The sequence below is a fragment of the Kitasatospora sp. NPDC093550 genome, from assembly GCF_044764985.1.
Taxonomy (GTDB): Bacteria; Actinomycetota; Actinomycetes; order Streptomycetales; family Streptomycetaceae; genus Kitasatospora.
Map to the genome: position 1 here is coordinate 186,737 of NZ_JBIWJF010000008.1, position 25,623 is coordinate 212,359.

Sequence of the window (25,623 nt, forward strand, 5' to 3'; positions counted from 1 at the left end):
GGTGCGCGGGGCCGGGCCGGTCCCGGTCAGCCGAAGGTCAGGTTGGCGCACGGGTCGGTGTCGGCGTTGCGGGTGTTCTCCGCTATGCCGGTGGGGACGCCGCCGTTCGGCGTGGCTCCGGAGGTGGCCCCAGGCGTGGCGTCGGTCGCGGTGCCGGGCCTCGGGCTCGGGGAGGACACCGAGTCGATCCGGGTGCCGGCCGGCCGGTAGTCGGCGCCGAGGGTGACGGTGATCGACTCCGTGCCGGGCTCCTGGACCGCCTGGGCGCCGGGGAAGAGCGCCACCACCTGGTCGGCGGCGGCCTTCAGCGCGGGGTCGTACGCGACCCGGGTGACCTGGTGCCCCGGGGTGTTGCTGCCGAGCGTGATGTTCCGGAAGCCCCGCCCCTTGAGCGTCTCCGAGCCGGAGCCGGCCAGGCCGGGGGTGCCGACCCCGTTGACCACGGTGATCGGCGCCGCGGCCTGTTCGGGGGTGAGCGGGGTGTCGGCGCCGGCGCCCGGGGTCGCGCTGGGGGAGGTGGTGACCTGGCCCGTCCCGGCGGTGCTCTGCCCGTCCAGGGTGCGGTCCTCGCGCAGCAGCTTCCAGAGGGTGTCGGCGTCCGGCTGGACCAGCCGGACCCGGTCGCCGGCGAAGCGCCAGGGCGCGGTGACGAAGGTGACGTCGGAGAGCTTGATGTCCTGCACCGAGCGGGCGAAGTCCACCAGCTTCATCGCGGTGCCCAGGCCCTCGTCCACGGTGAGCGACTTGGTGGCCGCGTCCGCCAGCGGCAGCAGGGTGGGCAGCGAGAAGCCCTGGCTCTGGACCTTCTTGATCATCGAGGAGAGGAAGGCCTGCTGGCGCTTCATCCGGCCTATGTCGGAGTTGTCGCCGATGCCGTGGCGGGCCCGCAGGTAGTCCACCGCGGACTGCCCGGAGAGCTTCTGCAGGCCCTTCTTCAGGTGGATGCCGTACTCGTTGACGTCGTTGGGCACGCAGGCCTCCACGCCGCCCACGGCGTCGGCCATCGCGGCCGCACCCTTGAAGTCGACCACGACGGTGTGGTCGATCCGCAGCCCGGTGAGCTTCTCCACGGTGTTCTGGGTGCAGGCCGGGTTGCCCTTGGGGGCCTCGCCCACGGTGAAGGCGGAGTTGAACATCTGGTCGTTCCTGGGGGCCGTCCAGGTGCCGCTCGGCAGCCGGCAGGACGGGATGGTGACCAGGGTGTCGCGGGGGATGGAGACGCCGACGGCGTGCTTGTGGTCGGCGTAGACGTGCAGCACGATCGCGGTGTCCGAGTGGCCGACGCCCTCGTCGCCGCCGCCCAGCGCGTTGTTGCCGTCGTCGCGGGTGTCCGAGCCGAGCAGCAGCACGTTGACCGGCACCGAGGCGCCCGGGCTGGCCGGGACGGGCGCCGGCGGCCGCTCGGTGGCGACGCCGCCCGCGTCGAAGGTGGTGATGTTGCTGTCCAGCCGGTGGTAGAACCAGGCCCCGGCTCCCACGACCGACAGCACCAGAACGGCGGCCAGGCCGATGGCGGTCCGCAGGTAGCGGCGCCGACGCGTGCTGGTGCTCATCCCCCGTGCCCCCCGTTTCACGTCTCTCGCGTTCGATGATTCGAACGTTAGACGTTCGTGGGGGCGGTTCGGTTACCCCCGATGGGCGAACGGATCGCCCGCCGGGCCTGTGATGCTGGTCACGCCCCGGGGCCGGAGGCGCCCGCGAGCATCCGCCGGAGCAGGTCCCGCAGGACCGTCCGCTCGTCCGGGCCGAGCGCCGCCAGCGGCTCGCGGGCGAAGTTCAGTGACTCGCGCAGCTCCGCGGAGGCGGCCGAGCCGGTGTCGGTGGCAGCGACCAGCTTGACCCGGCGGTCCTGCCGGTCGGCCTCCCGGGTGACGAAGCCGCGGGTCTCCAGCCGGTCGACGATGCCGGTGATGTTGGACGGCTCGCAGCTGAGCGTCTGGGCGATCTGGCGCATCGGCATCGGCCCGCGCCGCAGCAGCGCGAGCACCTTCGCCTGGGCGCCGGTGAGCGAGCGGGCCGCGGCGGCCTCCTCGTACTCGCGGTGGAAGAGCGCGACCAGGTTGGCCATCAGGTCGACGACCTCGCGGGTGATCTCGTCGGGCTGCGGCGTGGCGTCCTGGGCCGGCTGAGTGTCCATGCGCCAGAGTCTACCTGAAAAGTTGACAAGGTGAACCTTTTATGTCCATCGTTACTTCAGTTTCTCAACCTTTCATGCGCCTGAATCGCAAGGAGCGCCCCATGGCAGAGCAGGCCACCCCCGCGACCGCCCGTGAATGGCACCTCGCCGCCCGCCCGGAGGGCTGGCCGGTGCCGAGCGACTTCGCCCTGGTCGAGGCCCCGGTCCGGACCCCGGGCCCGGGCGAGATCCTGGTCCGCAACGTCTACCTCTCGGTGGACCCGTACATGCGCGGCCGGATGTCGGCCCGCAAGTCCTACGCGGAGCCCTATGAGCTGGGCAAGGCCATGCTGGGCGGTGCGGTCGGCCAGGTGGTCGCCTCGCGGGCCGAGGGCTTCGCCGAGGGCGACTACGTGCTGCACTACTACGGCTGGCGCGAGTACGCGACCTTCGACGCCGGGACGGCCGTCAAGGTCGACCCGCAGGCCGCGCCGCTCTCCACCTACCTCGGCGTGCTCGGCATGCCGGGGCTGACCGCGTACGCCGGGCTGACCCGGATCGCGGAGATCAAGGCCGGCGACGTGGTGTTCGTCTCCGGCGCGGCCGGCGCCGTGGGCGGCATCGTCGGCCAGATCGCCAAGCTGAAGGGCGCGGCCCGGGTGATCGGCTCCGCCGGCTCGGACGACAAGGTCAAGCTCCTCGTGGAGGAGTACGGGTTCGACGCCGCGTTCAACTACAAGAACGGCCCGGTGGTCGAGCAGCTGCAGGCGGCGGCCCCCGACGGCATCGACGTGTACTTCGACAACGTGGGCGGCGAGCACCTGGAGGCGGCGATCGAGGCGATCAACCTGCACGGCCGGATCGCGGTGTGCGGCATGATCTCGCAGTACAACGCCACCGAGCCCACGCCGGCCCCGCGCAACCTGGCGCAGATCATCGCCAAGCGCTTCCGCATGGAGGGCCTGCTCGTCGGCGACCACTACGACCTGCAGCCGAAGTTCGTCGAGGAGGTCTCGGCCTGGGTGCGCTCGGGTGAGCTCAAGTACCGCGAGACGGTGACCGAGGGCATCGACAGCGCGGTGGACGCCTTCCTCGGCCTGCTGCGCGGTGTCAACACCGGCAAGATGGTCATCCGCCTGGAGGGCTGACGATTCGTCAGGAGCGCTGACCGCCCCGCCGCCCGACCGGGCGCGCGGGGCGGTTCGTCACAGGAAGGTTCGCAGTCGGGCGCGGGGCGTCCGCTCGCACTACCGCATTCCGGCCGGATCCGAAAGTGCGTCAGCCATCGTGCGGGGCGGCGCGGTACGGTGGTCCCGCCCGGCGATGGGGCCGTTCGGGGGAGAGATCCCACCGAGGGGTAGACCCCGTTGCGGATTCGACTAGCATTGAGCGAAAGCCTGTCCGTTTTGCTCAATTTAGTGGCTTAATGTCGGCTAACGTGGGTAACTGTGGATCAACTGCAGGCACGAGGCAGCTGGGGAAGGCGACCCTCGTCCACAGCCTGGAGGTCCCGGTGACGACACGTGGAGTTCTCTACATCCACTCCGCGCCCCGCGCGCTGTGCCCGCACGTCGAGTGGGCCGTCGCGGGGGTGCTCGGTGTGCGGGTGAGCCTGGACTGGATCCGCCAGCCGGCCGCACCCGGGCATTGGCGTGCCGAACTCTCCTGGCAGGGGGAGCCCGGTACGGCCTCGAAGCTCGCCTCCGCCCTGCGCGGCTGGCAGCTGATGCGGTACGAGGTCACCAGTGAACCCTGCGCCACGGCGGAGGGCGAGCGCTACAGCAGCACGCCCTCGCTCGGCATCTTCCACGCCGTCACCGGCATCCACGGCGACATCCTGATCCCCGAGGACCGGCTGCGCGCCGTCCTGCTGCGCGCCCGCAGCGAGGGGGCCGACCTGGAGGCCGAGATCGCCCGGCTGCTCGGCAAGCCCTGGGACGACGAGCTGGAGCCGTTCCGGTACGCGGGCGAGGGCGCGCCGGTGCGCTGGCTGCACCAGGTGGTCTGACACCGGAGACACGACGAAGGGGCCGGCGCTCACGGAGAGCGCCGGCCCCTTCGTCGGTCGTGCCGGGCGGGTGGCCTCAGCGGGTGCGGAAGGCCAGCACCACGTTGTGGCCGCCGAAGCCGAACGAGTTGTTCAGCGCCGCGATCCGGCCCTCGGGCAGCTTGCGGGCCTCGTCGCGCACGATGTCCGCGTCCACGTCGTCGTCCAGGTCGTCGACGTTGATGGTCGGCGGGGCGAGCCGGTGGTGCAGGGCCAGCACGGTGGCGACGGTCTCGATGCCGCCGGCGCCGCCCAGCAGGTGGCCGGTCATCGACTTGGTGGCCGAGACGGCGATGTGGTCGAGGTCGTCGCCGAGCTCCTTGCGGAGCGCCTTCAGCTCGGCGGTGTCACCCTGCGGGGTCGAGGTGGCGTGCGCGTTGACGTGCACGATCTCGGCCTTGTCCAGCTCGTTGCGCTCGAACAGGTCGGCCAGCGCGCGGGCCACGCCGGCGCCGGTCGGCTCGGGCTGGGCGATGTGGTGGGCGTCCGAGGACAGGCCCTGGCCCACGGCCTCGCAGTAGATGCGGGCGCCGCGCGCCTCGGCGTGCTCGATCGACTCCAGGACCACCACGCCGGCGCCCTCGCCCAGCACGAAGCCGTCGCGGGCCTTGTCGTACGGGCGGGAGGCGCGCTGCGGGTCGTCGTTGTTCTTGGACATCGCCATCATGCTGGCGAACGCGGCGATCGGCAGCGGGTGGATCGCCGCCTCGGTGCCGCCGGCCACCACGACGTCGGCGCGGCCGGTGCGGATCATCTCGATCGCGTAGCCGATCGCCTCGGCGCCGGAGGCGCAGGCGGAGACGGGGGTGTGCACACCCGCGCGGGCGCCGACCTCCAGGCCGACGTTGGCCGCCGGGGAGTTGGGCATCAGCATCGGGACGGTGTGCGGGGAGACCTTGCGGGCACCCTTCTCGCGCAGCACGTCGTACTGGTCCAGGAGGGTGGTGACGCCGCCGATGCCCGAGGCGATCACGGTGCCGAGGCGCTCGGGGGCGAGCTTGGAGGACTCGTCGGTGGCGGGGGTCTCGTAGCCGGCGTCGGCCCAGGCCTCCCGGGCCGCGATCAGGGCGAACTGGGCCGAGCGGTCCAGCTTGCGGGCCAGCGGGCGGGGCAGGATCTCGCCGGGCTCGACGGCGGTGCGCGCGGCGATCTTCACCGGCAGCTCCTCGGCCCACTCCTCGGTCAGGGCCGCCACACCGGACTTCCCGGCGACCAGGCTCTCCCAGGTGCTGGCGGCGTCGGCGCCCAGCGGCGTGAAGGCGCCGATACCCGTGACGACCACGGTGCGGTTTTCAGCGGTCACTGGTTTCTTCTTCTCTCACGTGTGCGGGGGTCGGCGGGAGCCGAGGACGGGCCCGGCCGGGCGCCCCGGTTGGGGCGTCCCGGCCGGCTGGTCGACCCGGCTCGGGGAGCCGGGCCGACGGGTCAGCCGTCGGTGGCGTGCGGGACGCCGGACGGGCTGGCCGAGTCGAACGATGCGATCGCTCAGGCGTTGGCGAGGATGTAGTCCACCGCGTCGCCCACGGTCTTCAGGTTCTTCACCTCGTCGTCCGGGATCTTGACGTCGAAGCGCTCCTCGGCGGCCACGACGACCTCGACCATGGACAGCGAGTCGACGTCCAGGTCATCGGTGAAGGACTTGTCGAGCGCGACATCCTCGGTCGGGATACCGGCGATCTCGTTGACGATCTCCGCGAGACCATCCAGGACCTCGTCCTTGGTAGCCATACTGGCTGCTCCTCTTCAGTGTTGAACGTGTCCGGCCGGCGGCCGGGCACAGGCTTGTTTATCAGTGGGCGAAACGCGCCTAGGGGAGCGTAACGACTGCCGCGGCGTACACGAGACCCGCCCCGAACCCGATGATCAGCGCCAGGTCGCCGCTGTGGGCCTCGCCGCTCTCCAGCATGCGCTCCATCGCCAGCGGGATGGAGGCCGCGGAGGTGTTGCCCGTCTCCGCGATGTCGCGGGCGACGGGCACCGACTCCGGCAGCTTGAGCGCCTTGATCATGGCGTCGGTGATCCGCATGTTGGCCTGGTGCGGGATGAACGCGCCGAGCTGGTCGGCGGTCACCCCGGCGGCGTCCAGCGCCTGCTGGGCGACCTTGGCCATCTCCCAGACCGCCCAGCGGAAGACCGGCTGGCCGTCCATCCGCAGGTGCGGCCACTTGGTCTCCTCACCCGGGCCGTTGATGGCCTCGGGCTTGGCGAACGCGGTGTCCCAGGCCTCGGTCTGGGTGATCACGTCGGCCTGCGAGCCGTCCGAACCCCAGATCAGCTTGCCGATGCCGGGGGTGTCGGACGGGCCGACGATCGCGGCGCCGGCGCCGTCGCCGAAGATGAACGCGGTCGAGCGGTCCGACTGGTCGGTCAGGTCGCTGAGCCGCTCGACGCCGATCACCAGCACGTACTCGGCGTTGCCGCCGCGGATCATGCCGTCCGCCAGGCCCAGGCCGTAGCCGAAGCCGGCGCAGGCGGCCGAGATGTCGAAGGCCGGGGCCGTGCCGCAGCCGAGCCGCTCGGCGATCTCGGTGGCGATCGCGGGGGTCTGCTTGAGGTGCGAGACGGTCGCGACGATCACGCCACCGATCTGCTCCGGGGAGATCCCGGCGTGGGCGATGGCCTTTCCGGCGGCCTGCACCGACATCTCGGCGACGGACTCCTCCGGGCCGGCCCAGCGGCGCTCGGTGATGCCGCTGCGGGTGCGGATCCACTCGTCCGAGGAGTCGATCCACTCCAGGACCTCGGCGTTGGGAATCACCCGGACCGGGCGGTAGCCGCCGACGCCGTGGATGCGCGAGTACTGCGCACCCGAGGCGGGACGGATCTGGGGCTTGGTCATGCGGTGAGCTCCTGGTCCTGACCGCCGTGCTCCGCGACGAGCTCGCGGGCCCTGTCCAGGTCGGCGGGGGTCTTGAGGGCGAGCGTGGCCACACCCTTGAGGTTGCGCTTGAGCAGCCCGGTGAGGGTGCCCGCGGGGGACAGCTCGATCACGGCCGTCGCGCCCAGCTGCCCGAGGGTCTCCATGCAGAGGTCCCAGCGGACCGGGTTGGACACCTGCGACACCAGGCGCGCGAGCACCTCGGCACCGGAGTCCACGACCTCGCCGTCCTTGTTGGAGACGTAGCGGACCAGCGGATCGGCGGTGGTCAGGGTCGGGGCCAGCTCGGCCAGCCGCTCGACCCCGGGGGCCATGTGCTCGGTGTGGAACGCGCCGGCCACCTTCAGGGCGATCAGCTTGGCGCCGGCCGGCGGGTCCGCCTTCAGCGCCTCCAGCTGGGCCAGCGTGCCGGCCGCGACGATCTGGCCGCCGCCGTTGTTGTTGGCCGCGGTCAGGCCGTGCTCGGCCAGCTTCGCCGCGACGACCTCGGCGTCGCCGCCGAGCACGGCGATCATGCCGGTCTCGGTGACGGCGGCGGCCGCGGCCATGGCCCGGCCGCGCTCACGGACGAAGGTCAGGGCGTCGTGGGCGCTGAGCACCCCGGCGCCGGCGGCGGCGGTGATCTCACCGACGCTGTGGCCGGCGACGGCGCCGACCAGCTTGCGGGCGGCGTCCTCGTCCGGGAACAGCGCCCGGGCGGTCACCAGACCGGCCGCGACCAGCAGCGGCTGGGCGACGGCGGTGTCCTTGATCTCCTCGGCGGACGCCTCGGTACCGGCGTGCACCAGGTCGAGCCCGGCGACCTCCGACCAGCCGCGCAGGCGGTCGGCGACACCGTCGAGCTCCAACCAGGGGCTGAGGAAACCGGGGGACTGGGCACCCTGTCCAGGGGCGACGATTACGAGCACGGTTCAACCCTCTCTCGCCAGGCGCCCAGGGGCGGGTAGGCGACGGTAACGAAGAAAACCATTCGGGATTGTATGGTCCCTACACTCCGGCTCAGCCGGGCTCCCCCGTGGCATCCAGCCGGCCGAGGGCCAGTGCGATCCGCAGGGTGAACGCCGAACGTACGTCGGAGGGCGCGTACCCCGTGACGTCGGTCACACGTCGTAGCCGGTAGCGCACCGTGTTGGGGTGGACGAAGAGCATCCGGGCCGCGCCCTCCAGCGAGGAGGCCTGCTCCAGGTAGACGCTCAGCGTCTCCAGCAGGGCCGAGCCGGCCTCGTCGAGCGGTGTGTAGATCTCCTCCACCAACTGGCGGCGGGCGGCCTGGTCGCCGGCCAGGGCCCGCTCGGGCAGCAGGTCGTCGGCCAGCACCGGGCGGGGCGCGTCCGGCCAGGCCGCGCAGGCCCGCAGCCCGGCCGCGGCGGCGTGCGCCGAACGGGTCGCGGAGAGCAGGTCGGGCACGGTCGGGCCGACCACCACCGGGCCCGGCGCGAACTGGCCGATCAGCGCCCGGGCGGCGTGCACCGGCTCCTTGTCGCCACCCACCACGACCACCAGACGCTTGCCCAGCACCCCGGTCAGGACGTTCAGCTTGGCGTACCGGGCGGCCCGGCGGATCGCCTCGACCACCAGCTCGCTGTCGCCGTCCGGCGCGCTGCCCATCACCACCCGGACCTGGCTGGGCTGGCCCCAGCCGAGTGCCGCGGCCCGGGAGAGGACGCCCTCGTCGGCGTCGCCGGACAGCAGGGAGTTGACCACCAGCGCCTCCAGCCGGGCGTCCCAGGCGCCGCGCGCCTCGGCCGCCTGGGCGTACACCTGGGCGGTCGCGAAGGCGATCTCCCGGGCGTAGACCAGCACCGACTCGCGCATGTCCGCCTCGTCGCCCGGGGCGGCCACCTCCTCGATGGCCTCCTCCATCACCTCGATCGTGGTGCGGATCAGCTCGACGGTCTGGCGCAGGGTGATCGCCCTGGTGAGCTCGCGCGGCGCGGTGCCGAAGACGTCGGTGGAGATCGCCTGCGCGGTGTCGGGGTGGCGGTACCACTCGGTGAAGGCCGCGATGCCGGCCTGGGCGACCAAGCCGATCCAGGACCGGTGCTCCGGGGGCATCCGCCGGTACCAGCCGAGCTCGTCGTCCATCCGCGAGATCGCGGCGGTGGCCAGCTTTCCCGAGGACTTCTCCAGCCGCTTGAGCGTCGCCGCCCGGCGCTCGGCGCGCTCGGCGGCGTTTCTGCGCTCCTGCGCGGTCAGGCGGGGCGCCGAGCGGCCGGGACGGTCGCGGCCCGTCCGGGGAGCCGGACTCTTCCCGGTCGGTTCGGGTACGGGACTGGGTTCGCTCTTGGAGTTCGAGGAAACGGCTGGCACAAGGACAAGACTGCCTCACGCGAGTGACTGCTCGTGCACACCCCCCGGCGGAGCGGCGCGGTGGCAAGGGCCCGCACGCGCTACGGTGCGGTCCGCACCGACTACCGTGGGGCGCGTGACCGACGCCGCTGACCGCCCCCGTGCCGACCTGCGCCGCACCGCCGAGCGCTACCGCTCCACCCCGGCCGAAGGCATCGAGACCCGCCACGCGTTCTCCTTCTCCGGCCACTACGACCCGAAGAACACGCACTTCGGCGCGCTGCTCGCGTGCAACGAGGAACTCCTCGCCCCCGGCTCCGGGTTCGAGGAGCACAAGCACCGGGACACCGAGATCCTCACCTGGGTGCTGGAGGGCGCGCTCGCGCACCGCGACTCCCACGGCCACGACGGGGTGGTCCGCCCGGGGATGGTCCAGCACCTCAGCGCCGGCTCCGGCGTCACCCACACCGAGCGCAACGTCGGCGGCGCCACCGGCCCGGTGCGCTTCGTCCAGATGTGGCTGCAGCCGGACGAGTTCGACGCGGCCCCCGCGTACGGGCTGCGCAAGGTGGAACCGGCGGACGGCGGGTTGACGCTGCTCGCCTCCGGTCTGGCGCGCGACGCCGGGACGGACGCCCTGCGGCTGCGCCGCAGTGACGCCGCGCTCTGGCTGGTGACCGCCGGGCCGTGGCAGCCGCTGCCCGAACTGCCCGCCGCCCCCTGGCGGTACGCCCACCTGACGGCCGGCTCGCTCGGGTACCGGACGATCCCGGGGCCCAAGGGCGGCGGGCGCTCGATGGCCCCGGGCGACAGCGTGCGGATCACCGGCGAGGCCTTCGCCGATCCGTCGGCGGGCGAGACCGGCGCGCAACTCCTGCTGTGGGAGATGCACTCGCCGGTCTCGTACGGCTGAGGCCGACGGGCCGGGTCCGAAGGAGAGGACTCAGCCGAGTTCGGCGAGCACCGCGTCGGAGAAGGCCGGCCAGGCCTCGACCGCCCAGGGGCCGAAGTCCCGGTCGGTGAGCGCCACGCAGGCCGCGCCGGCCCGTGGGTCGACCCACAGGAAGGTGCCGGTCTGGCCGAAGTGGCCGAAGGTGTCCGGGGAGTTGGCGGTGCCCGTCCAGTGCGGGGTCTTGCCGTCGCGGATCTCGAAGCCGAGGCCCCAGTCGTTCGGGCGCTGGTGGCCGTAGCCGGGCAGCACACCGCCGGTGCCGGGGAAGGCGACCTCGCGGGTGGCCCGCCGGACGGTGGACGGGTCCAGCAGCTTGGGCGCCTGCAGCTCGGCGGCGAACCGGGCGAGGTCGGCGACGGTGGACAGGCCGCCGGCGCCGGCCGGGGACTTGTGCGCGGTGTTGATCAGGGTGTCGGCCATCCCCAGCGGTTCGAACACGGCCTCGGCGACGTAGCGGGAGAACTCGATCCCGGCGGCCTCGGACAGCGCCGTCGCCAGTGCGTCGAAGCCCGCGTTGGAGTAGAGCCGGCGCTTGCCGGGCTCGCCGAACACCCGGTCCTCGTCGAAACCCAGACCGGAGGTGTGCGCCAGCAGGTGGCGGACGGTCGCACCGGGCGGCCCGGCCGGGTCGTCCAGCTCGAACACGCCCTCCTCGACCGCGACCAGCGCCGCGTACGAGGTGAGCAGCTTGGTCACCGACGCCAGCGGGAACAGGTGCTGCTGCGGGCCGTGCGCCCCCAGCACCGCGCCGTCCGCCCCCCGGACCACCGCCACCGCGGCGTGGGGCACCGGCCAGTTGTCGATCACGCGCAAGCTCTCCATGGACCTCGACTGTAGTCGGGGCGGGAGGGCGGCGGCGGGGGGACCCCGCTGTTCAGCCGGGTGGTGGGGGCACCCGGCTGCCGGGCCCGGTCGGCTTGCTTGGAGTGCACTCCAACTCGGTAGCGTCGTTCCCGTCGCGCAGGACCGTCGCGCCGGACGGTCGCGCAGGACAGGGGGAGACGTCCGATGGCCACACCCGCACGGGTCGAGATCGATCTGCGCAGCTGCTCCGAGGTGTTCGACCGGGCGCCCGGCGGCGATCCGGACCGGACCCCGCGGCACACCATCAGCGAGGTCGCCGCGGCGAGCGGACTGACCGCCCACACCCTGCGCTGGTACGAGCGGATCGGCCTGCTGGACCCGGTCGACCGGGCCGCCGGCGGCCAGCGCCGCTACTGCGACGCCGACCTGCACCGGCTGGCCTTCCTCGGCCGGCTGCGGCTGACCGGCATGTCCGTGGCGGACATGCTCAAGTACGTCGACATGGCCCGCCGCGGCGAGCAGACCTACGAGGGTCGGCGCCTGCTGCTGGAGGCCCAGCGCGAGGAGGTCCGGCAGCGGATCGTCGACCTCCAGGCCACCCTCGCCGTCCTCGACTACAAGATCGATCTCTATGCCGGGAAGGTCACCGACCGCGACGCCCCGGCCCCATGCCAGTACGTCCCCGCAGAGGAAGAGCAGAGCGCATGACTCACCCCGTCCTCCCCACCGCCGAACTCGGCACCGGCGGCCCGCTGGTGGGCCTCCAGGGCCTCGGCTGCATGGGCATGAGCGAGTTCTACGGCCCGACCGACTCCGACGAGTCGCTCGCCACCCTGGCGGCCGCGCTGGACGCGGGCGTCACCCTGTTCGACACCGCAGACGCCTACGGCTACGGCCGCAACGAGGAGTTCATCGGCCCCTTCGTCCGGGCCAACCGGGACAAGGTGGTGCTCGCCACCAAGTTCGCGCTCGTCCGCAAGGAGGAGGACCCGGGCTACCGCGGCATCAGCAACGACCCCGCGTACATCCGGACCGCCGTGGACGCCTCGCTGCGCCGCCTCGGCGTGGACGAGATCGACCTCTACTACATGCACCGCCGCGACCCGGCCGTGCCGCTGGCCGACTCGGTCGGTGCCATGGCCGAGCTGGTCGAGGCCGGCAAGGTGCGCCACCTCGGCCTGTCCGAGGTGACCGGCGTCGAGCTGCGCGAGGCGCACGCGATCCACCCGATCGCGGCCGTGCAGTCCGAATGGTCGGTGTTCGCCCGGGACGTCGAGCGCTCGGCGGTGCCGGCCGCGGCCGAGCTGGGCGTCGCCTTCGTGCCGTACTCGCCGCTCGGCCGGGGCTTCCTGACCGGCGCCTTCCAGGCCGCCGAGCAGCTCGCGGCGGACGACGTCCGGCGCACCCAGCCGCGCTTCACCGGCGCCAACGCGGCGGCCAACACCGAACTGCTGGCGCCGATGCGGGAGATCGCGACGGCCCGCGGGGTGACCCTGGCCCAGGTCGCGCTGGCCTGGGTGCACCAGCGGGCCGAGGTGCACGGACTGACCGTCGTGCCGATCCCGGGCACCCGCAAGCGGAGCCGGCTCGCCGAGAACGCCGCGGCGGCGACGCTGCGGCTCACCGTCGAGGAGCTGGCGCTGCTGGAGCCGGTGGCCGGCGCCGTGGCGGGGGACCGCTACCCGGACATGGCCTTCACCTCGGTCGGGAGGGAGTAGCCGGGAGCGGCCGGACGGGCCCGGGGAGTCGGTGGCTCCCCGGGCTCGTCCGGCACGTCGTGTTCCGGGGGCTCAGACCGCGCGGCCCGTGAAGGCGGCCAGCCGGGTGTGGACGTCGGCGTCCTCGGCGACCGGCTGCACCGTGCCGAACGGGACGCCCTCGACCCGGCTCTCGGGCGGCAGCACGGCCTGGGCGACCCCCAGCGCGGTGTGCGCCAGGGCGTCGTCCAGCACGAAGCCGTTGTCGAGGCTCCGGGCGATGTCCCAGGCGTGGGTGGTCGCCTCCATCACGTAGCCGCCGACCACCATGCCGCCGGGCACCTCGCCCCAGGGGGCGAAGGTCGGGCGGGCCAGCTTGGCGTCGTCCGCCCAGGCGGCGGTGGCGCGGGCGCTCGCCCGGGCCAGCGCGTCCGTCCAGCCCTCGTCGGACGGGTCCTCGATGCCGGGCAGGATGTCCGCGGCGCGGCCGCCCTCGCCCATGTACGCGAAGCGGTGGATTCCGCCGACCACGTGGTTGAGCAGCCCGCGGAGGGTGAACTCGGTGCAGGGGGTGGGCCGGTCGAGGTCCGCCGGAGTGATCGTGGCGAACAGCTTCTCCAACTGGCCGAGGGCGAGCAGGTACTGCGGGCGGGCGTCCTGGACGGCGTTCATGGGTGGTCAACTCTCCGTGGTCGGGCGGTCTTTCGGGCTCGGAACGCAATCTCCCAGTAAAACCTGACAAGGACCGTCAGGATTACTGGGATTCTTGTCCCATGAAGGCCGACCGCCTGCTCTCCGTCCTCCTGCTGCTCCAGACCCGCGGCCGGGTGTCCGCCACCGAACTCGCCGAGCGGCTGGAGGTGTCCGTCCGCACCGTCTACCGCGACGTGGAGTCGCTCTCCGCCGCCGGGGTGCCGGTGTTCACCGAGCGCGGGCGGCACGGCGGCATCGGCCTGCTGCCCGGCTACCGGACCGACGTCACGGGCCTGACCGCGGACGAGGCCAGGGCGCTGTTCGTGCTCTCCGCCCGGGGCGCGCACAGCGACCTCGGACTGGACGGCGCGCTCGGCTCGGCGCTGCGCAAGGTGATGGCGGCACTGCCCGCCCCGCACCGCCCGGAGGCCGAGCGGATCAGCGAGCGGATCCTGGTCGACCCGGTCCGCTGGATGCACCAGGGCGGGGCGGCCGGCACCGTGGCCGGGCCGGACCTGGGCGAGCTGCAGTACGCGGTTTTCGCCGACCGGCGGGTGCGGCTGCGCTACCGGCACAGCGGCACGCCCGCGCCGGTGGACTACACCGTCGACCCGTACGGACTGGTCTGCAAGGCGGCGGTCTGGTACCTGGTGGCCGACCTGCACGGCGAGCCGCGGCTGTTCCGGGCCGACCGGGTGCTGGCCGTCGAGACCGCCGAGGAGGCGGTGCGCCGCCGGGCCGGGGTGGGGCTCGGCGACGTGTGGACGGTGCTGCGCGAGCAGGTGGAGCGGCTGCCCAAGGAACTGCCGGTACGGGTGCGGGTCCGGCGTGGCCGGCTGGACGTGTTCCTGCGCATCCACGGCGGGCGGGTCACCGCGCCGCCGGCGGAGACGGGCGTCGGAGCGGCCGAGGACTGGGTCGAGGTGCCGATGGCCTTCCCGGCCCCGGCGGCCGTCCGGTCGCTGCTGGCCTTCGGCGCGGAGGTCGAGGTGCTGGCTCCGCCGGCCGCCCGGCGCGAACTGGCCAGGGCGGCGACGGAGGCCTTGCGGCTGTACCAGGACCAGCCCCTGTAGGGCTTGCGGGCCCTACGAGTTGGGGGTGGTGCGGACGACGGCCTGGTAGTGGCCGAGGGAGATCGCCGCGAAGTTGTGCAGGCTGTCGGTGCCCTCGGTGAAGTAGCCGTTGTGGCCGACCGCGCGGGCCGAGGAGATCTGCTCGGCGCCGAAGCCGCCGCCGGTCGGGTCGGCACCGTGGCCGAGCTTGCCGACCTCCAGGAACGGGACGTTGCCGATCCAGTCGCTGGGGTTGCGGGCGGCCCAGACGTGGACGCCGTCGCCGAGTTCGGCGGTGCTCTGCACGCCCATGCCGGGGCTGCCGAACACCATCATGTCGGTGATGCCCGAGGTGTCGGACGGCGAGGCCGCCGCGCGCGGGATCTTCGGGGCGGCGGTGCCGCAGACCACCGAACCGTACGAGTGGCAGAGCAGCGACGGGGGCACGTCCGGGCGGGTGGTCTCCTTGAGCCCGGCGAGCAGCCGCTCCAGCCGGGGCGCGGCGACGTCGGCGAGCCGGGAGGTGGCCGCGTCCGGGCCGAGGCCGGAGGGGGTGACGTAGCCGGTCCAGGAGACCACGGCGGTACGGGTGCCGGGGGCCTGGCGCTGCTCCTCGGCGTAGAGGGCGCGGGCCATGCCGGCGGGGGAGCGCAGCGGTTCGGCGGTCTGGTCGAAGTGGCCGAGGTCGGCGTCCGAGCCGGGCACCAGGACGGAGATCCGCTCGGCGTCGGCGAGGTCGCCCCAGACCTCGGTGACCAGGCCGCGGCCGCGCGGGTCGAAGGCCAGGATCTGCCGGCCGGGGGCGAGCAGGTGCTCGACGTCGTTGGCGCGGGAGACGGCCAGCGCGCGGGTGTCGGAGTCGAGCTCGTGGTCCTGGGCGCGGGCCCGGGCCTTGTCGCGCTCGGCGGCCAGGGCGATCCGGTTGGCGCGGTAGCGCAGGTCCAGCGGGGCGCCGTCGTAGTTGCCGACGACCAGCGGGTAGGCCTGGATCAGCCGGTCCAGCTCGGTGGGCGCCAGCGAGGCGAAGAACTCGGCGGCGGCGGCCGGGGAGGTGGTGGCCGGGTCGGGCAGGGAGCGGCCGAAGGAGTGGTCCTGGACCCAGGCGGCGCTGCCGGCCGGGGGCGTGGAGATCGCCAGCTGCTCGGAGGAGACCGCGGCCGCGGCCGCCGAGGCGCCGGCGTCGGCGAGCACGGCACACCCCGCGAACGCCCCGACCAGTACGCGCTTCCAGCGTCGACGGTTGCGCACCGCACCAACTCCCTTGGGGCCCGTCACCGTTTCACGGGCGGTGCCCGGAGGGTGCGATATGAACTGCTGACTTCCCTGCGCAAGCCTAGGGGGCCCGGAGGGGCGGCGGGCACGCCCAAACTGTGGGATGGATCACATGAACCGGGGGTGTCCTGACGGCGTCTCCCAGTGGTTGGCGGCGGCCCGTACGGCCGGTCGCTCAGGAGTCGAACTCGCGCACCAGCCGCTTGGGCGCCGTCCGCCGCCAGGCCTCGGTGACCAGGTCGCGCAGCTCCTCCGGGTCCACCAGGTCCAGCCGGACGCTCACCCAGCCGTGCCGCCCGACGTAGGGGGCGGAGGAGAACACCTCGGGCTCGGCGGCGAGGAGTTCGGCCTGGTCCTCGGGGGAGGCCTTGACGGTGACCCGGTCGCCGTCGGGGGCGCCCATCGCGAAGATCTTGCTGCGGACCCGCAGCGTCTCGATCTCCCAGGTCGGTTCCTGGGCGGCCTCCGGCAGGGCCAGGGCCATCGTGCGGAACTCGTCGAACGTCACCATGGCGGCAGGTTAGGGCAGGGGGATGACAACACGCCCCCGGCGCGCGCGCTGGCTCGCCGGGGGCGCGTGGATCGGCAGGGCTCCTCCAGGGGCGGAGCCCGATCAGGAGAGCGAGGCCCAGGCGTCGCAGGAGCGGTCGGCGGCGACCAGCCGGTCCGGGTGGCCGCTGCCGTCGGAGACCGAGATCCGGCGGTAGTTCTGGCCGGAGAACACCCAGTACTCGCTGTTCCCGCCGACCCGCTGCTGGTCCGGGACGGGCAGGAAGCAGTCCACCCGGTTCAGGCCGCTCAGCGAACTCCACTGGGAGAGTTCGCGGTCGGTGCGCTCGCGCACGTCGGTGTGCGAGGAGCCGTCGGCGATCGAGATCAGCCGGTACTGCTGGCGGCCGGCGGTGGTGTGGAAGCACCAGTACCAGCTCTTGCCGCCGACCCGCTGCTGGTCCGGGACGGGCAGCCAGCAGTCCACCTGGCCGACGCCGCTGAGCGAGCCCCAGGAGGTGAGGTCGCGGTCGGAGCGTTCGAGCGTCGTGGTGTACCGGCCGCCGCCGCAGGTGATGGAGACCAGCCGGTACTGCTGGCGGCCGCCGGTGCTGTGGAACACCCAGTACCAGCTCTTGCCCGCCGGGTCCTGCTGGTCCGGGACGGGCAGGAAGCAGTCCACCCGGCCGACGCCCTGCAGACAGGACCAGGTGGTCAGCCAGGTGTCGTCCTCGACCTTGCGGTCGGTGTGCGAGGAGCCGTCGGCCACCGAGATCATCCGGCAGCGGTCGCCGTGGAACGCCCAGTACCGGCTCTGGCCGCCCTTGCGGTACTGGTCCGGGACGGGGACGAACTCGTCGCAGGGGTAGGCCTTGACCGGCTGGGGCGCGGGCTGGCCGCCGGTCTGCCCGGTCTGGCCGCCGGTCTGGGTGCCGCCCTGGCCGCCGGTCTGGCCGGTCTGCCCGCCGACCGGGGCGAGCCGGCCCTCGCAGAGCCCCCGCAGGATGCTCATCGAGGGCATGAAGGCGTACACCGAGCCGGTGGTCTGGACGAACTGCGCGAAGTTCAGCGGGGTGTGCCGGATCAGGCCGGCGGTGTCCCGGCTCTCGTAGTCGAGCGGGGTGACCTCGCCGGTGTCCGGGTCGGTGCAGTTCTGGGTGACCGGGTCCCGGCCGGGCACGGGTCTGGGGTTGGCGTGCCCGGGCGGGGTGGTGTCCTGCGAGTCGCGGTTGGGCGGGAAGTTCGCCCGGTCCATCCAGCTGGCCTGGATGAACTCGAACTGCCGCTTGAGGTCGGCCTGGTAGCAGATGAACAGCAGCCCGCGCGGGTCGTCGGGGCCGCCCGGGCCCTCGGAGGCCGGGTCGAACGGCTCTCCGTACGGGGTGCCGCGGCGGATGATCCGCCGGCCGTTGAGGTCCTTGGCGGGGAACGGGGGCTTGTCCGGGCTCTCCTGCAGGCCGGCCCGCGGCTCGGTCTTGCGCAGGTGCGACCAGAGCGGGGTGACCAGGCCCTCCGGGTCGTCCGAGAAGTCGAAGGCGTTGTCCCTGGCGGCGGTCGGGTTGTTCGGGGCGTCCCGGTCCTGGAAGTGGCAGACCGGGGCGCCGGAGCGCCAGCGGCCGACCATCCGGGCGGCCAGCCACTCGGTGGTGGCGTGGTCCGGGACGGCCTTGGCCCGGCGGAGCTCCGCCAGTTTGACCGCGACCTGCGCCCACCAGCCGGGGACGTCCTGGGCGAGCCGGCGGACCACCTGGAAGGAGCCGTTGTGCGTCCAGGCCGGGTACTGCTCCTTGGGGAAGCTGAACCGGTCGTTGTCCAGGCCGCAGACGAACTCGCCGGCCGGGATGATCCGGGTGCCGGGGTGGCCGTCCACCTGCTCCGGATCGCTCGGGCTGGGCCGGTCGAAGCCCTGGACGCCGGGCTCGCTGATGCCGTCCTTGAACCCGAAGTGCTCCTTGCCGCGGCGGCTGCCCAGGAGGGTCTTCGCGTTCTGCTGGTAGACGATCAGGACCCGGGATTCGGCGGCGGCGATCCGCTGGGCCTCGACGGCCGCCTGCAGGTCCTTCTCGGTGTCCGCGGAGATCTTCAGGACGGCGTGGACGGACTGCGTCCTGCCGTTGCCGAAGAGCCAGTTCTCCGGGGAGTTGTCGCCGGTGTCGCCGAGCCCGCCGGCCCGTTTGGCCGCGCCCTCCTTGAAGGCCTTCAGGCCGGTGTCGCCCTGGGGGAGCGACGGGAGCGGGTCGGCGCCGGAGAGCATCAGCAGGCCCTCGTAGGTGAAGCTGATGCCGAGCCAGGTGGCGGTCAGCGACTTCGGGTCGTCGCCGCCGGACGCGGCCCTGGCCTCGCTGAACGCCTCGTTGAACGCGGCGACTTCGCGGGTGGTGGAGATCTGCGGGGTCAGCTTGCGGAGCCAGTCGCGCGCCCGGGTCGCGTCCTCGAACTTGAGGAAGAGGACGCTGACGTTGTCCTTCTTGAAGCCGGCGAGGATGTCGCCCTGGATCTCGTCGCTCTCGCGCAGACTCAGGTCCGTTGCCATGGGTGGGGGTTCCTTCCGGGGGGGGGTGGGGTCAGGCGGACGGGGTGAGCTGGATCCACTTCGCCTCGCTGGGCACGCCCTTGGCGTCGAGGAGGAAGATCATGTACCAGCCGGGCGGCGCGGCCTTGGCGTCCGGCGGGGCCTGCAGCTGGATCCGGTTGCCGGCCTGGCTGGTGATCCGCAGGTCGAGGTACCGCTGGCTGGTGTTGACCGAGTGGGTGGAGGTGGTCGGCGCGAGCAGGACGGCCTTGACCACCTGGTCCGAGGTCGAGCTGGAGACCGTGAACCGCTTGTCGTAGCCGATCGGCACGGTCGGCGCGTCGTCCAGGTCGGGCCGACTGCCCTGGTGCAGGTAGGCGGGCTCGTAGATCTCGATGGTGCCGTTCATGGTGACCGGGCCGGTGGTGCCGGGGATGCCGCTCACCGTGCGGTTGACGTCGGTGTTGTTGGCCAGCTGCTGGAGTTCGTCGCCGGTGACCAGGACGCGCCCGTCCGGCAGCACGACCGCGTTGGAGTGGTAGCCGCGCGGGAGGCGCTGGACCGGGCCGAGCTGCCAGTTGCCCTGGTCGTCGCGCAGCTCGATCTGGCGGTACTTGAGGTCCGCGTTCGGGTTGTACGGGCCGTTGCCGTAGTCGCGGATGTCGTAGGCGCCGTTGACGGTCATCAACCGGCCGGTGGGCAGCAGGATCGTGTCGTCCTGGGTGCGGCCGAAGGCGCGGGACTTCTCGGCCGTCCAGGTGCCGTTGGAGAAGCGCAGGGTGCTCGGGTTGTCCCGGTCGCCGCCGAGGACCAGCGCGGAGTCCGGGCCGTTGGTGCCGTTGGGGAGCAGCACGGCGGAGCCGTAGTTGCGCCTGCGGCCGTCGGGGCGGGCGGCCAGGTCGCTGCGGGACTCGACGACCGGGTCGAACTTCCACTGCTCGGCGGGCTGGCGGCCGAAGCCGTAGACGTTGCCGTCGTTGAGCGAGAACAGGTGCGGGTAGTCGGTGGAGAAGGGGGCGTCCGACTTGAACCGCTCCACCGGGGTGTCCCTGGGCGTGTCGGTCTTCTTCAGCGGGACCGCGAAGGCCTTGGCGGGGAAGCGCTCGACCACCGGCGTGGGGGTGCCGTAGCCGAGTTCGGACTGGCCGGACATGATCAGCTGGCGGCCGTCGGCGCCGGTCACCACCGAGGGGTACCAGCGGCCGACCGACATGTCGGGGTTGCGGGTCCAGGTCTCCGTCCACGGGTCGAAGATCAGCGAGAGCTTGGCTCCGGTGCCGCCGTTGCCACCGAGGTTGCCGCCGAACACGCCGAGCATGCCGTTGGGCAGGAAGGAGTGGCCGGAGCAGAAGAACGGTGCCGGGCGCTTCTCGCCGAGGCCGTCCGGCATGTCGATGACCGGGGGGTTGACCTGCTTGAACGCGTCCGGCCCGTAGTTCTTCTTCGGGTCCCAGAGGAAGGCCCGGCCGGCGTTCTCCTTGCCGATGGTCTGGGTGGGGGCGGGCTCCTTCTCCGGGTTGGTCTCGATCCGTTCGAAGGAGAACAGCAGCACCTTGCCGGTCGGCAGCAGCGCGACGTGGTCGCCGAAGTCGGGGGAGTCGAAGTACTGGCGGAACGCGCCGAAGGTCGCCGGGTCGAAGGCCTTGTTGTGGTCGGCCTGGGAGGCCGTCAGCGCGTTGTACCGGTTGGTGCGGGTGGTCTGCGGGTAGTCGCCGATGCCGCGGATGGCGGCGCGCATCCGGGCGTGCTCCTCGGCGTGCTCCTGGCCGAGCGCCGCGACCTCGTCCTCGCGCAGTTCGGCCATCACCCGGGGGGAGTCGACGTGCGGGGTGAGGTCGTCCGCCCCGGGGGCGGCCGGTCCGCCGTGGGCGACGGCGGGGGCGACGGTGCCCAGCAGGGTGCCGGCGGTCACCGCGAGGACCACGGCGGTGCCCGGCAGTCGGCGGCGGGCCCGGCGCCGCGGCTCGGGGCGGGGTGGGGACGGGGACATGGGACTCCTCGGAAGGGTGGGGTGGTGTCGGGGGGAGGGTGGCGAATGCGGACGGACGGGCCGTGGGCGGGCGCGGTCCTGCGATGGTCGCCGACCGTCACAGGAGATCACAGTGCGTGGTGGTTCGCATGCGGATACATCTCCTCGGGGAAGCCGTCCGGCGGGGCCGCGTCCCGGCCGGTCCCGGTCACACCACGCCCAGCGCGTAGGCCGCGAACAGCGCCGACCCGGTGCCGGCCGCCGCCTTCCCGGCCCGGGAGAAGGACGTCCACGGACCGTCGAACCGTCGGGTGAACCACCCGATCGCCACCAGGGCACCCGCGAACAGCGGAAGCAGCGCCAGCCGGGCGGCCACCCAGCCGAGCGAATCCGGCGCGGTGGTCAGCCCCGGGACGGCGCCGAGGCCGGCCGCGCCGGGCACCGCCACCGCGAGCATCGCGCTCTGGTGCCAGCAGAAGATCGTCATCGCCGACAGGTTGACCACCACCACGGGCAGCCACAGCAGCGGACGGCGCGTCAGCAGTCGGCCCAGCCGCTCCCGCAGCAGCACCGCGGCGCCGCACTGGAACGCCGCCAGCGCGAGCACCAGCAGGGACGGCGGGTGCGAGTTGGTGCGCTCGTCCCCGGGCACGCCGACCATGCTGGCCGGGTAGTGGAACACCAGCAGCAGCGTGGCGAACAGCGCGCCGCCGCCGACCAGCAGCGCCCGGGCGGTCGGCCGCCCGAACCGGCCCTGCGCCCAGAGCACGCCGAGCTGGTAGCCGAACAGCCAGCCCGGCAGGATGTTCAGCAGTGCGACCCAGGACGGCACCGCCTGCGCCCACGGCCCGTACCGCAGCAGGTCGACGGCGGCGACCGAGGCCACCAGCAGGCCCGCCGACCAGCCGCCCAGCCGGCGTCCGGCGGCCACGCAGAGCGGGGTCAGCGCGGTCAGCCCCAGGTAGACGCCGATGTACCAGAGCGGCTGCACCACCAGCGTCGCGCCGGTGCGCAGGGTGTCCCCGGGCACGCCGAGCGCGGGCAGCAGCGGGACCAGCAACGCCCACACCGCCGTGACCCCGAGCACCGGGCGCAGCAGCCGGACCGTCCGGGCGCGCAGCCAGCCCCCGTACGTCGCGCCGCGGGCGCGGGCCCGCTCCAGCGAGCGGACCGAGGAGTGACCGCCGACCAGGAAGAACACCCCGAGCATCTGGAGCACCCAGCTGGCCGGGGCGAAGAAGCCGAGCGAGGAGAGCGGGCTGGCGTTGTGCAGGGCGCCGTCGGGGGTGCGGGTGAGGCCGCCGAGCATCCAGTGCCCGACCGGGACGGCGAGCAGGGCGAGGGCGCGCAGTCCGTCCAGGGCTCGGTCGCGGGTGGCGGGCGTCCGGGCGTCGACCTTCTCGGCGGCGCGGCGCAGCGTGGCGAGCGGGTGGGCCATGGGGGTGCTCCTTCCGGTAGGGGCGGTGCGGGTGGTGGCGGCGGTAGGGGCGGTGCGGGTGGTGCCGGCGCGCGGGGTGGTCAGGCGCGGCCGAGGGCGACGGCGGCGTAGGCGGCGAGCGAGGCGGTGCCGGGGGCGAAGTAGCCGGTGTGGCCGTGGGATCCGGTGGCGGGCAGCGGGCGGGCGCCGAAGCCGGGGGCGGTCGGGTCGGCGCCGTGGCCGAGGCCCAGCAGCCGGACCTTGGGCACGTCGCCGATCCAGTCGGAGCCGTTGCGGGCGGTGGCCCAGAGCGGGACGTCCGGGTCGAGTTCGGCGGCCGAGCCGACGCCCATGCCGGGGGAGCCGAGCACCACCACGCCGGAGGCCCGGGCGGGGGTGGGGCGGGCCAGGCCGCAGACCACCGAGCCGTAGCTGTGGCAGTAGAGGGTGGGCGGGGTCCGCGGGCGGGTGGCGGCGGCGAGTCCGTCCAGCAGTCGGGACAGGCGGTCGGCGCCGGCCCGGGCGAGGTCCTCGGTGGCGGCGTCCAGGCCGAGGCCGACCGGGGTGGTGTAGCCGGCCCAGGCGATCACGGCGGTCTGCCGGCCGGTGGCCTCGTACAGCGCGCGGGCCATGCCGGCCGGGGTGCCGTACGGGTCGGCGGTGCGGTCGAAGTCGAGCAGGTCGATGTCCGAGCCGGGCACGATCACGGCGGTGCGGCGGGCGGCGGCGAGGTCGCCGTACACCTCGGCGACCTGGCCGCGGCCGCGCGGGTCGAAGGCGAGGACCTGCCGGCCGCCCTCCAGCAGGGTGCGGTAGCGCTCGGCGCGGGTGCGGGCGGCCGCGTGGTCCTGCGGGGTGCGGGCGGGGTCGGCGGCCAGGGCGAGTTCGCGGGCACGTTCGGCGGCCAGGGCCAGGGCGTTGGCGCGGTACCGGAGTTCGACCGGGGCGCCGTCCAGGTTGCCGACCACCAGCGGGTGCCGGGCGGCCAGCGCGTCCTGCTGCTGCCGGGTCAACTCGGCGAAGAAGGAGGCGACTCGGCCGGGTGCGGCGGTGGCCGGGTCGGGCAGCGGCAGGCCGAGCGAGGTGTCGGCCGTCCAGGCGGCGCTGCCGGGCGGCGGGCCGGTGAGCGGGGTCTGGGTGTCGGCGGCCCAGCCGCCCGCGCCGAGCACCGCCGCCAGTGCGAGCGCTCCGGCGGCGATCGCGCGTCCGGCCCGAAATCCGCGCATGTCCCTGGTCTCCCTCGTCCGTTCGGTTGGCGACGGGGAGGAAGGTAGGAACGCGAAGGCCCCGCGGACGTCACACCGCGGGGCCAACTCCCGTGTGGTACCGGGGTATCAGGGGGTTGTCCCCCCTGCCGGGAGAGGGGCGCCCCCCTTCCGGCAGGGGGGACGACCCCCCTGCTACTGGCCGGGGGTCACCAGGCCCGACTCGTAGGCCAGGACCACCGCCTGGGCGCGGTCGCGCAGGTCGAGCTTGCCGAGGATGCGGCCGATGTGGGTCTTGACGGTCTGTTCGGCGAGCACCAGCTTCGCGGCGATCTCCTGGTTGGACAGGCCGCGGGCGATCAGCTCCAGCACCTCGGTCTCGCGCGGGGTCAGGCCGTTGAGCCGCACCCTGGGGTCGTGGCGCTTGGGCGGGCGGGTGCGGGCGAAGTCCTCGATCAGCCGCCGGGTCACCGAGGGGGCGAGCAGCGCCTCGCCCGCTGCGACCACCCGGACCGCGGCGATCAGGTCGGCCGGCGGGGCGTCCTTGAGCAGGAAGCCGCTGGCCCCGGCGCGCAGCGCCTCGTACACGTAGTCGTCCACGTCGAAGGTGGTCAGCATCAGCACCTTGGGCCGGTGCGCGCCGGGGACGGCCGGGTCGAGCAGCCGCCGGGCCGCCTCCAGGCCGTCCATCACGGGCATCCGGACGTCCATCAGCACCACGTCCGGGTGGGTGCGGCCGACGGCCTCCAGGGCCTGGGCGCCGTCCGCCGCGTCCCCCACCACGTCGATGTCGGTCTGGGCGTTCAGCAGGGCGGCGAACCCCGCGCGCACCATGGCCTGGTCGTCGACGATGATCACGCGGATGGTCATGCGGTGGTCTCCCGGGGAAGGTCGAGGGGCAGGACGGCGGCCACCTTGAAGCCGCCGTCCGGCAGCGGGCCGGTGTCCAGCCTGCCATCCACGAGCCGCACGCGTTCCCGCATGCCGACCAGGCCGTGACCGGTGCCCTCGACCGAGGCCTCCAGCGACTCGGTGCGCTGCGGCGGGGGCGCGTTGACCACGGTCAGCCGCAGGTCCGGGCCGTCCGCCGAGAGCGACACCCAGGTCCGCGCGCCGGGGGCGTGCCGCACCACGTTGGCCAGCGCCTCCTGCACGATCCGGTAGACGGACAGGCCGACGGCCTGCGGCACCCGCTCGGCCAGCCCCTCGTCCACCGCCAGTTCGGCCGGCACTCCGGCGCGTCCCACCGTCTCGACCAGCTGGGCGAGTTGGCCGACCCCGGGCTGCGGGGCCCGCTCCCCGCCGGTCTCCTCGCTGCGCAGCACGCCCAGCAGTCGGCGCATCTCGGCCAGCGACTCGCGCGCGGTGCCGGCGATCGCGGTGAACTCCTCGACGGCCTCCGCCGGCACCTCGGGGATCCGGTACGGCGCGCTGGCGGCCTGCACCGCGATCACCGACATGTGGTGGGCCACCACGTCGTGCAACTCCCGGGCGATCCGGGCGCGTTCCTCCAGCAGGGTGCGCCGCTCGCGCTCGACCTCGCTGATCTGCTCCTGCTCGGAGAGCAGTCGGCGCGCCACGGCGCGTTCCCGGAGGGCGCCGCCGAGGACCAGGACCGCGCCGGTCAGGGCGATCACCAGCAGGCTGTTGTCCCCGCCCCAGTCCCGGACCGCGCCGATCGCCGAGAAGACGAGGCTCGCCCCGGCGGTGGCCAGCCAGACCGCGATCAGGGTCCGGCGGGACTCGCGGAGGGCGAGCGGCAGCATCAGCAGCAGGTAGCCGATCACGCTCGTGGCGGGCCAGGGCCAGGAGGGGGAGGTGTTCCGGCCGGTCGTGAGCACCAGTGCGAAGGTCAGCAGGTTCGTCAGCCCGATCATCCACCAGGCGGGCAGCGGCCGGGTGGGCGCGAGGAGCAGGGGCGCGGTCAGGGCCACCGAGAGGGCCGCGGCGAGGCCGGTGTCGAGCCCGTAGTCGTTGGCCAGCACGTTGATCGAGCTGGGCAGCAGCGAGGAGATCGCCGCGACCGCGGCGACCAGGGGCAGGTGCCGCAGCCAGGGGAACCGGGACTGCGCCAGCAGCGGTGTGTGGTCGCCGGACGGGTGCAGCAGCGGGGCGAGCAGGCTGCGCGGGGACGGGGCGCGGGACTGCCCGGTGGACGCGTGGATCATCCCGTCAGCGTAGGGGTGGGCGGCCCGGCCGGGATCCGACCGTGGGGCCGGATCCCGGGTAGT

General features: G+C 73.5%; 23 protein-coding genes. 6 read left to right on the forward strand and 17 right to left on the reverse strand.

What is annotated here, in order from left to right; all coding sequences use genetic code 11:
* Positions 1 to 26: 26 nt before the first annotated feature.
* Both ACIRD3_RS15345 and ACIRD3_RS15350 read right to left on the reverse strand, forming a co-directional pair.
* On the reverse strand, positions 27 to 1,553 hold the full coding sequence (locus ACIRD3_RS15345; RefSeq protein WP_402215943.1) for an LCP family protein: 1,527 nt from the start codon (positions 1,551 to 1,553) through the stop codon (positions 27 to 29).
* A gap of 119 nt (positions 1,554 to 1,672) precedes the next feature.
* Complete coding sequence (locus tag ACIRD3_RS15350; RefSeq protein WP_402215946.1) at positions 1,673 to 2,137, reverse strand: MarR family winged helix-turn-helix transcriptional regulator; 465 nt, start codon at positions 2,135 to 2,137, stop codon at positions 1,673 to 1,675.
* A gap of 101 nt (positions 2,138 to 2,238) precedes the next feature.
* On the opposite strand from ACIRD3_RS15350, the gene ACIRD3_RS15355 reads away from it, so the two are divergent.
* The gene (locus ACIRD3_RS15355; RefSeq protein ID WP_402215947.1) at positions 2,239 to 3,264 is read left to right on the forward strand and encodes an NADP-dependent oxidoreductase; all 1,026 of its coding nucleotides are present in this window, start codon (positions 2,239 to 2,241) and stop codon (positions 3,262 to 3,264) included.
* 365 nt (positions 3,265 to 3,629) lie between these two features.
* Positions 3,630 to 4,124, forward strand: coding sequence for a DUF3145 domain-containing protein (locus tag ACIRD3_RS15360; protein ID WP_188296478.1), 495 nt, complete (start codon positions 3,630 to 3,632; stop codon positions 4,122 to 4,124).
* Positions 4,125 to 4,200: 76 nt separating this feature from the next.
* On the opposite strand, the gene fabF is transcribed toward ACIRD3_RS15360, so the two are convergent.
* From fabF to ACIRD3_RS15385, 5 genes are all read right to left on the reverse strand, one after another.
* The gene (fabF, locus tag ACIRD3_RS15365; protein ID WP_402215950.1) at positions 4,201 to 5,466 is read right to left on the reverse strand and encodes a beta-ketoacyl-ACP synthase II; all 1,266 of its coding nucleotides are present in this window, start codon (positions 5,464 to 5,466) and stop codon (positions 4,201 to 4,203) included.
* A gap of 182 nt (positions 5,467 to 5,648) precedes the next feature.
* On the reverse strand, positions 5,649 to 5,891 hold the full coding sequence (locus ACIRD3_RS15370; RefSeq protein ID WP_402215953.1) for an acyl carrier protein: 243 nt from the start codon (positions 5,889 to 5,891) through the stop codon (positions 5,649 to 5,651).
* Between the two features lie 79 nt (positions 5,892 to 5,970).
* Positions 5,971 to 7,002 carry a beta-ketoacyl-ACP synthase III gene (locus ACIRD3_RS15375; RefSeq protein ID WP_402215955.1) on the reverse strand — a complete coding sequence of 344 codons (1,032 nt, stop codon included), beginning with the start codon at positions 7,000 to 7,002 and terminating at the stop codon, positions 5,971 to 5,973.
* On the reverse strand, positions 6,999 to 7,949 hold the full coding sequence (locus ACIRD3_RS15380) for an ACP S-malonyltransferase (protein ID WP_402215958.1): 951 nt from the start codon (positions 7,947 to 7,949) through the stop codon (positions 6,999 to 7,001). Before ACIRD3_RS15380 ends, ACIRD3_RS15375 begins: the two co-directional genes overlap by 4 nt.
* A 91-nt stretch (positions 7,950 to 8,040) precedes the next feature.
* Entirely contained in the window at positions 8,041 to 9,237 is a 1,197-nt protein-coding gene (locus tag ACIRD3_RS15385) for a PucR family transcriptional regulator (protein WP_402216357.1), read from the reverse strand.
* A 229-nt stretch (positions 9,238 to 9,466) separates the two neighbouring features.
* Between ACIRD3_RS15385 and ACIRD3_RS15390 the strand changes: the two genes are divergently transcribed.
* Positions 9,467 to 10,243, forward strand: coding sequence for a pirin family protein (locus ACIRD3_RS15390; RefSeq protein WP_402215959.1), 777 nt, complete (start codon positions 9,467 to 9,469; stop codon positions 10,241 to 10,243).
* A 30-nt stretch (positions 10,244 to 10,273) separates the two neighbouring features.
* Here ACIRD3_RS15390 and ACIRD3_RS15395 read toward each other — a convergent pair whose 3' ends face one another.
* Positions 10,274 to 11,104, reverse strand: coding sequence for a serine hydrolase domain-containing protein (locus ACIRD3_RS15395; RefSeq protein ID WP_402215962.1), 831 nt, complete (start codon positions 11,102 to 11,104; stop codon positions 10,274 to 10,276).
* Between the two features lie 186 nt (positions 11,105 to 11,290).
* Here ACIRD3_RS15395 and ACIRD3_RS15400 point away from each other — a divergent pair, with 186 nt between their 5' ends.
* Positions 11,291 to 11,794, forward strand: coding sequence for a MerR family transcriptional regulator (locus ACIRD3_RS15400; protein ID WP_402215963.1), 504 nt, complete (start codon positions 11,291 to 11,293; stop codon positions 11,792 to 11,794).
* Complete coding sequence (locus tag ACIRD3_RS15405) at positions 11,791 to 12,804, forward strand: aldo/keto reductase (RefSeq protein ID WP_402215965.1); 1,014 nt, start codon at positions 11,791 to 11,793, stop codon at positions 12,802 to 12,804. The genes ACIRD3_RS15400 and ACIRD3_RS15405 overlap by 4 nt, the downstream gene beginning before the upstream one ends.
* A 72-nt stretch (positions 12,805 to 12,876) precedes the next feature.
* On the opposite strand, the gene ACIRD3_RS15410 is transcribed toward ACIRD3_RS15405, so the two are convergent.
* Positions 12,877 to 13,455: a TIGR03086 family metal-binding protein gene (locus ACIRD3_RS15410; RefSeq protein ID WP_402215968.1), complete on the reverse strand. Its 579-nt coding sequence runs from the start codon at positions 13,453 to 13,455 to the stop codon at positions 12,877 to 12,879.
* Between the two features lie 101 nt (positions 13,456 to 13,556).
* Between ACIRD3_RS15410 and ACIRD3_RS15415 the strand changes: the two genes are divergently transcribed.
* Complete coding sequence (locus tag ACIRD3_RS15415) at positions 13,557 to 14,549, forward strand: helix-turn-helix transcriptional regulator (RefSeq protein ID WP_402215969.1); 993 nt, start codon at positions 13,557 to 13,559, stop codon at positions 14,547 to 14,549.
* Between the two features lie 12 nt (positions 14,550 to 14,561).
* Here ACIRD3_RS15415 and ACIRD3_RS15420 read toward each other — a convergent pair whose 3' ends face one another.
* The 8 genes from ACIRD3_RS15420 to ACIRD3_RS15455 all read right to left on the reverse strand — a co-directional run bounded on the left by ACIRD3_RS15420 (position 14,562) and on the right by ACIRD3_RS15455 (position 25,560).
* Positions 14,562 to 15,776 (reverse strand): alpha/beta hydrolase, encoded by a 1,215-nt coding sequence (locus ACIRD3_RS15420; protein ID WP_402215972.1) that lies wholly within the window; start codon positions 15,774 to 15,776, stop codon positions 14,562 to 14,564.
* 199 nt (positions 15,777 to 15,975) lie between these two features.
* Positions 15,976 to 16,311: an MmcQ/YjbR family DNA-binding protein gene (locus tag ACIRD3_RS15425; RefSeq protein WP_402215975.1), complete on the reverse strand. Its 336-nt coding sequence runs from the start codon at positions 16,309 to 16,311 to the stop codon at positions 15,976 to 15,978.
* 102 nt (positions 16,312 to 16,413) lie between these two features.
* Positions 16,414 to 18,822 carry a Dyp-type peroxidase gene (locus tag ACIRD3_RS15430; RefSeq protein WP_402215978.1) on the reverse strand — a complete coding sequence of 803 codons (2,409 nt, stop codon included), beginning with the start codon at positions 18,820 to 18,822 and terminating at the stop codon, positions 16,414 to 16,416.
* Positions 18,823 to 18,853: 31 nt separating this feature from the next.
* Positions 18,854 to 20,791, reverse strand: a complete 1,938-nt coding sequence (locus ACIRD3_RS15435; RefSeq protein WP_402215981.1) for a galactose oxidase-like domain-containing protein — start codon at positions 20,789 to 20,791, stop codon at positions 18,854 to 18,856.
* A gap of 187 nt (positions 20,792 to 20,978) precedes the next feature.
* On the reverse strand, positions 20,979 to 22,208 hold the full coding sequence (locus ACIRD3_RS15440; RefSeq protein ID WP_402215983.1) for an acyltransferase: 1,230 nt from the start codon (positions 22,206 to 22,208) through the stop codon (positions 20,979 to 20,981).
* Between the two features lie 80 nt (positions 22,209 to 22,288).
* On the reverse strand, positions 22,289 to 23,413 hold the full coding sequence (locus ACIRD3_RS15445) for an alpha/beta hydrolase (RefSeq protein ID WP_402215986.1): 1,125 nt from the start codon (positions 23,411 to 23,413) through the stop codon (positions 22,289 to 22,291).
* Between the two features lie 174 nt (positions 23,414 to 23,587).
* A complete protein-coding gene (locus ACIRD3_RS15450) occupies positions 23,588 to 24,262 on the reverse strand; it encodes a response regulator (protein WP_402215987.1) in 675 nt (224 codons plus the stop codon).
* On the reverse strand, positions 24,259 to 25,560 hold the full coding sequence (locus ACIRD3_RS15455) for a sensor histidine kinase (protein WP_402215990.1): 1,302 nt from the start codon (positions 25,558 to 25,560) through the stop codon (positions 24,259 to 24,261). Before ACIRD3_RS15455 ends, ACIRD3_RS15450 begins: the two co-directional genes overlap by 4 nt.
* Positions 25,561 to 25,623: the final 63 nt, after the last annotated feature.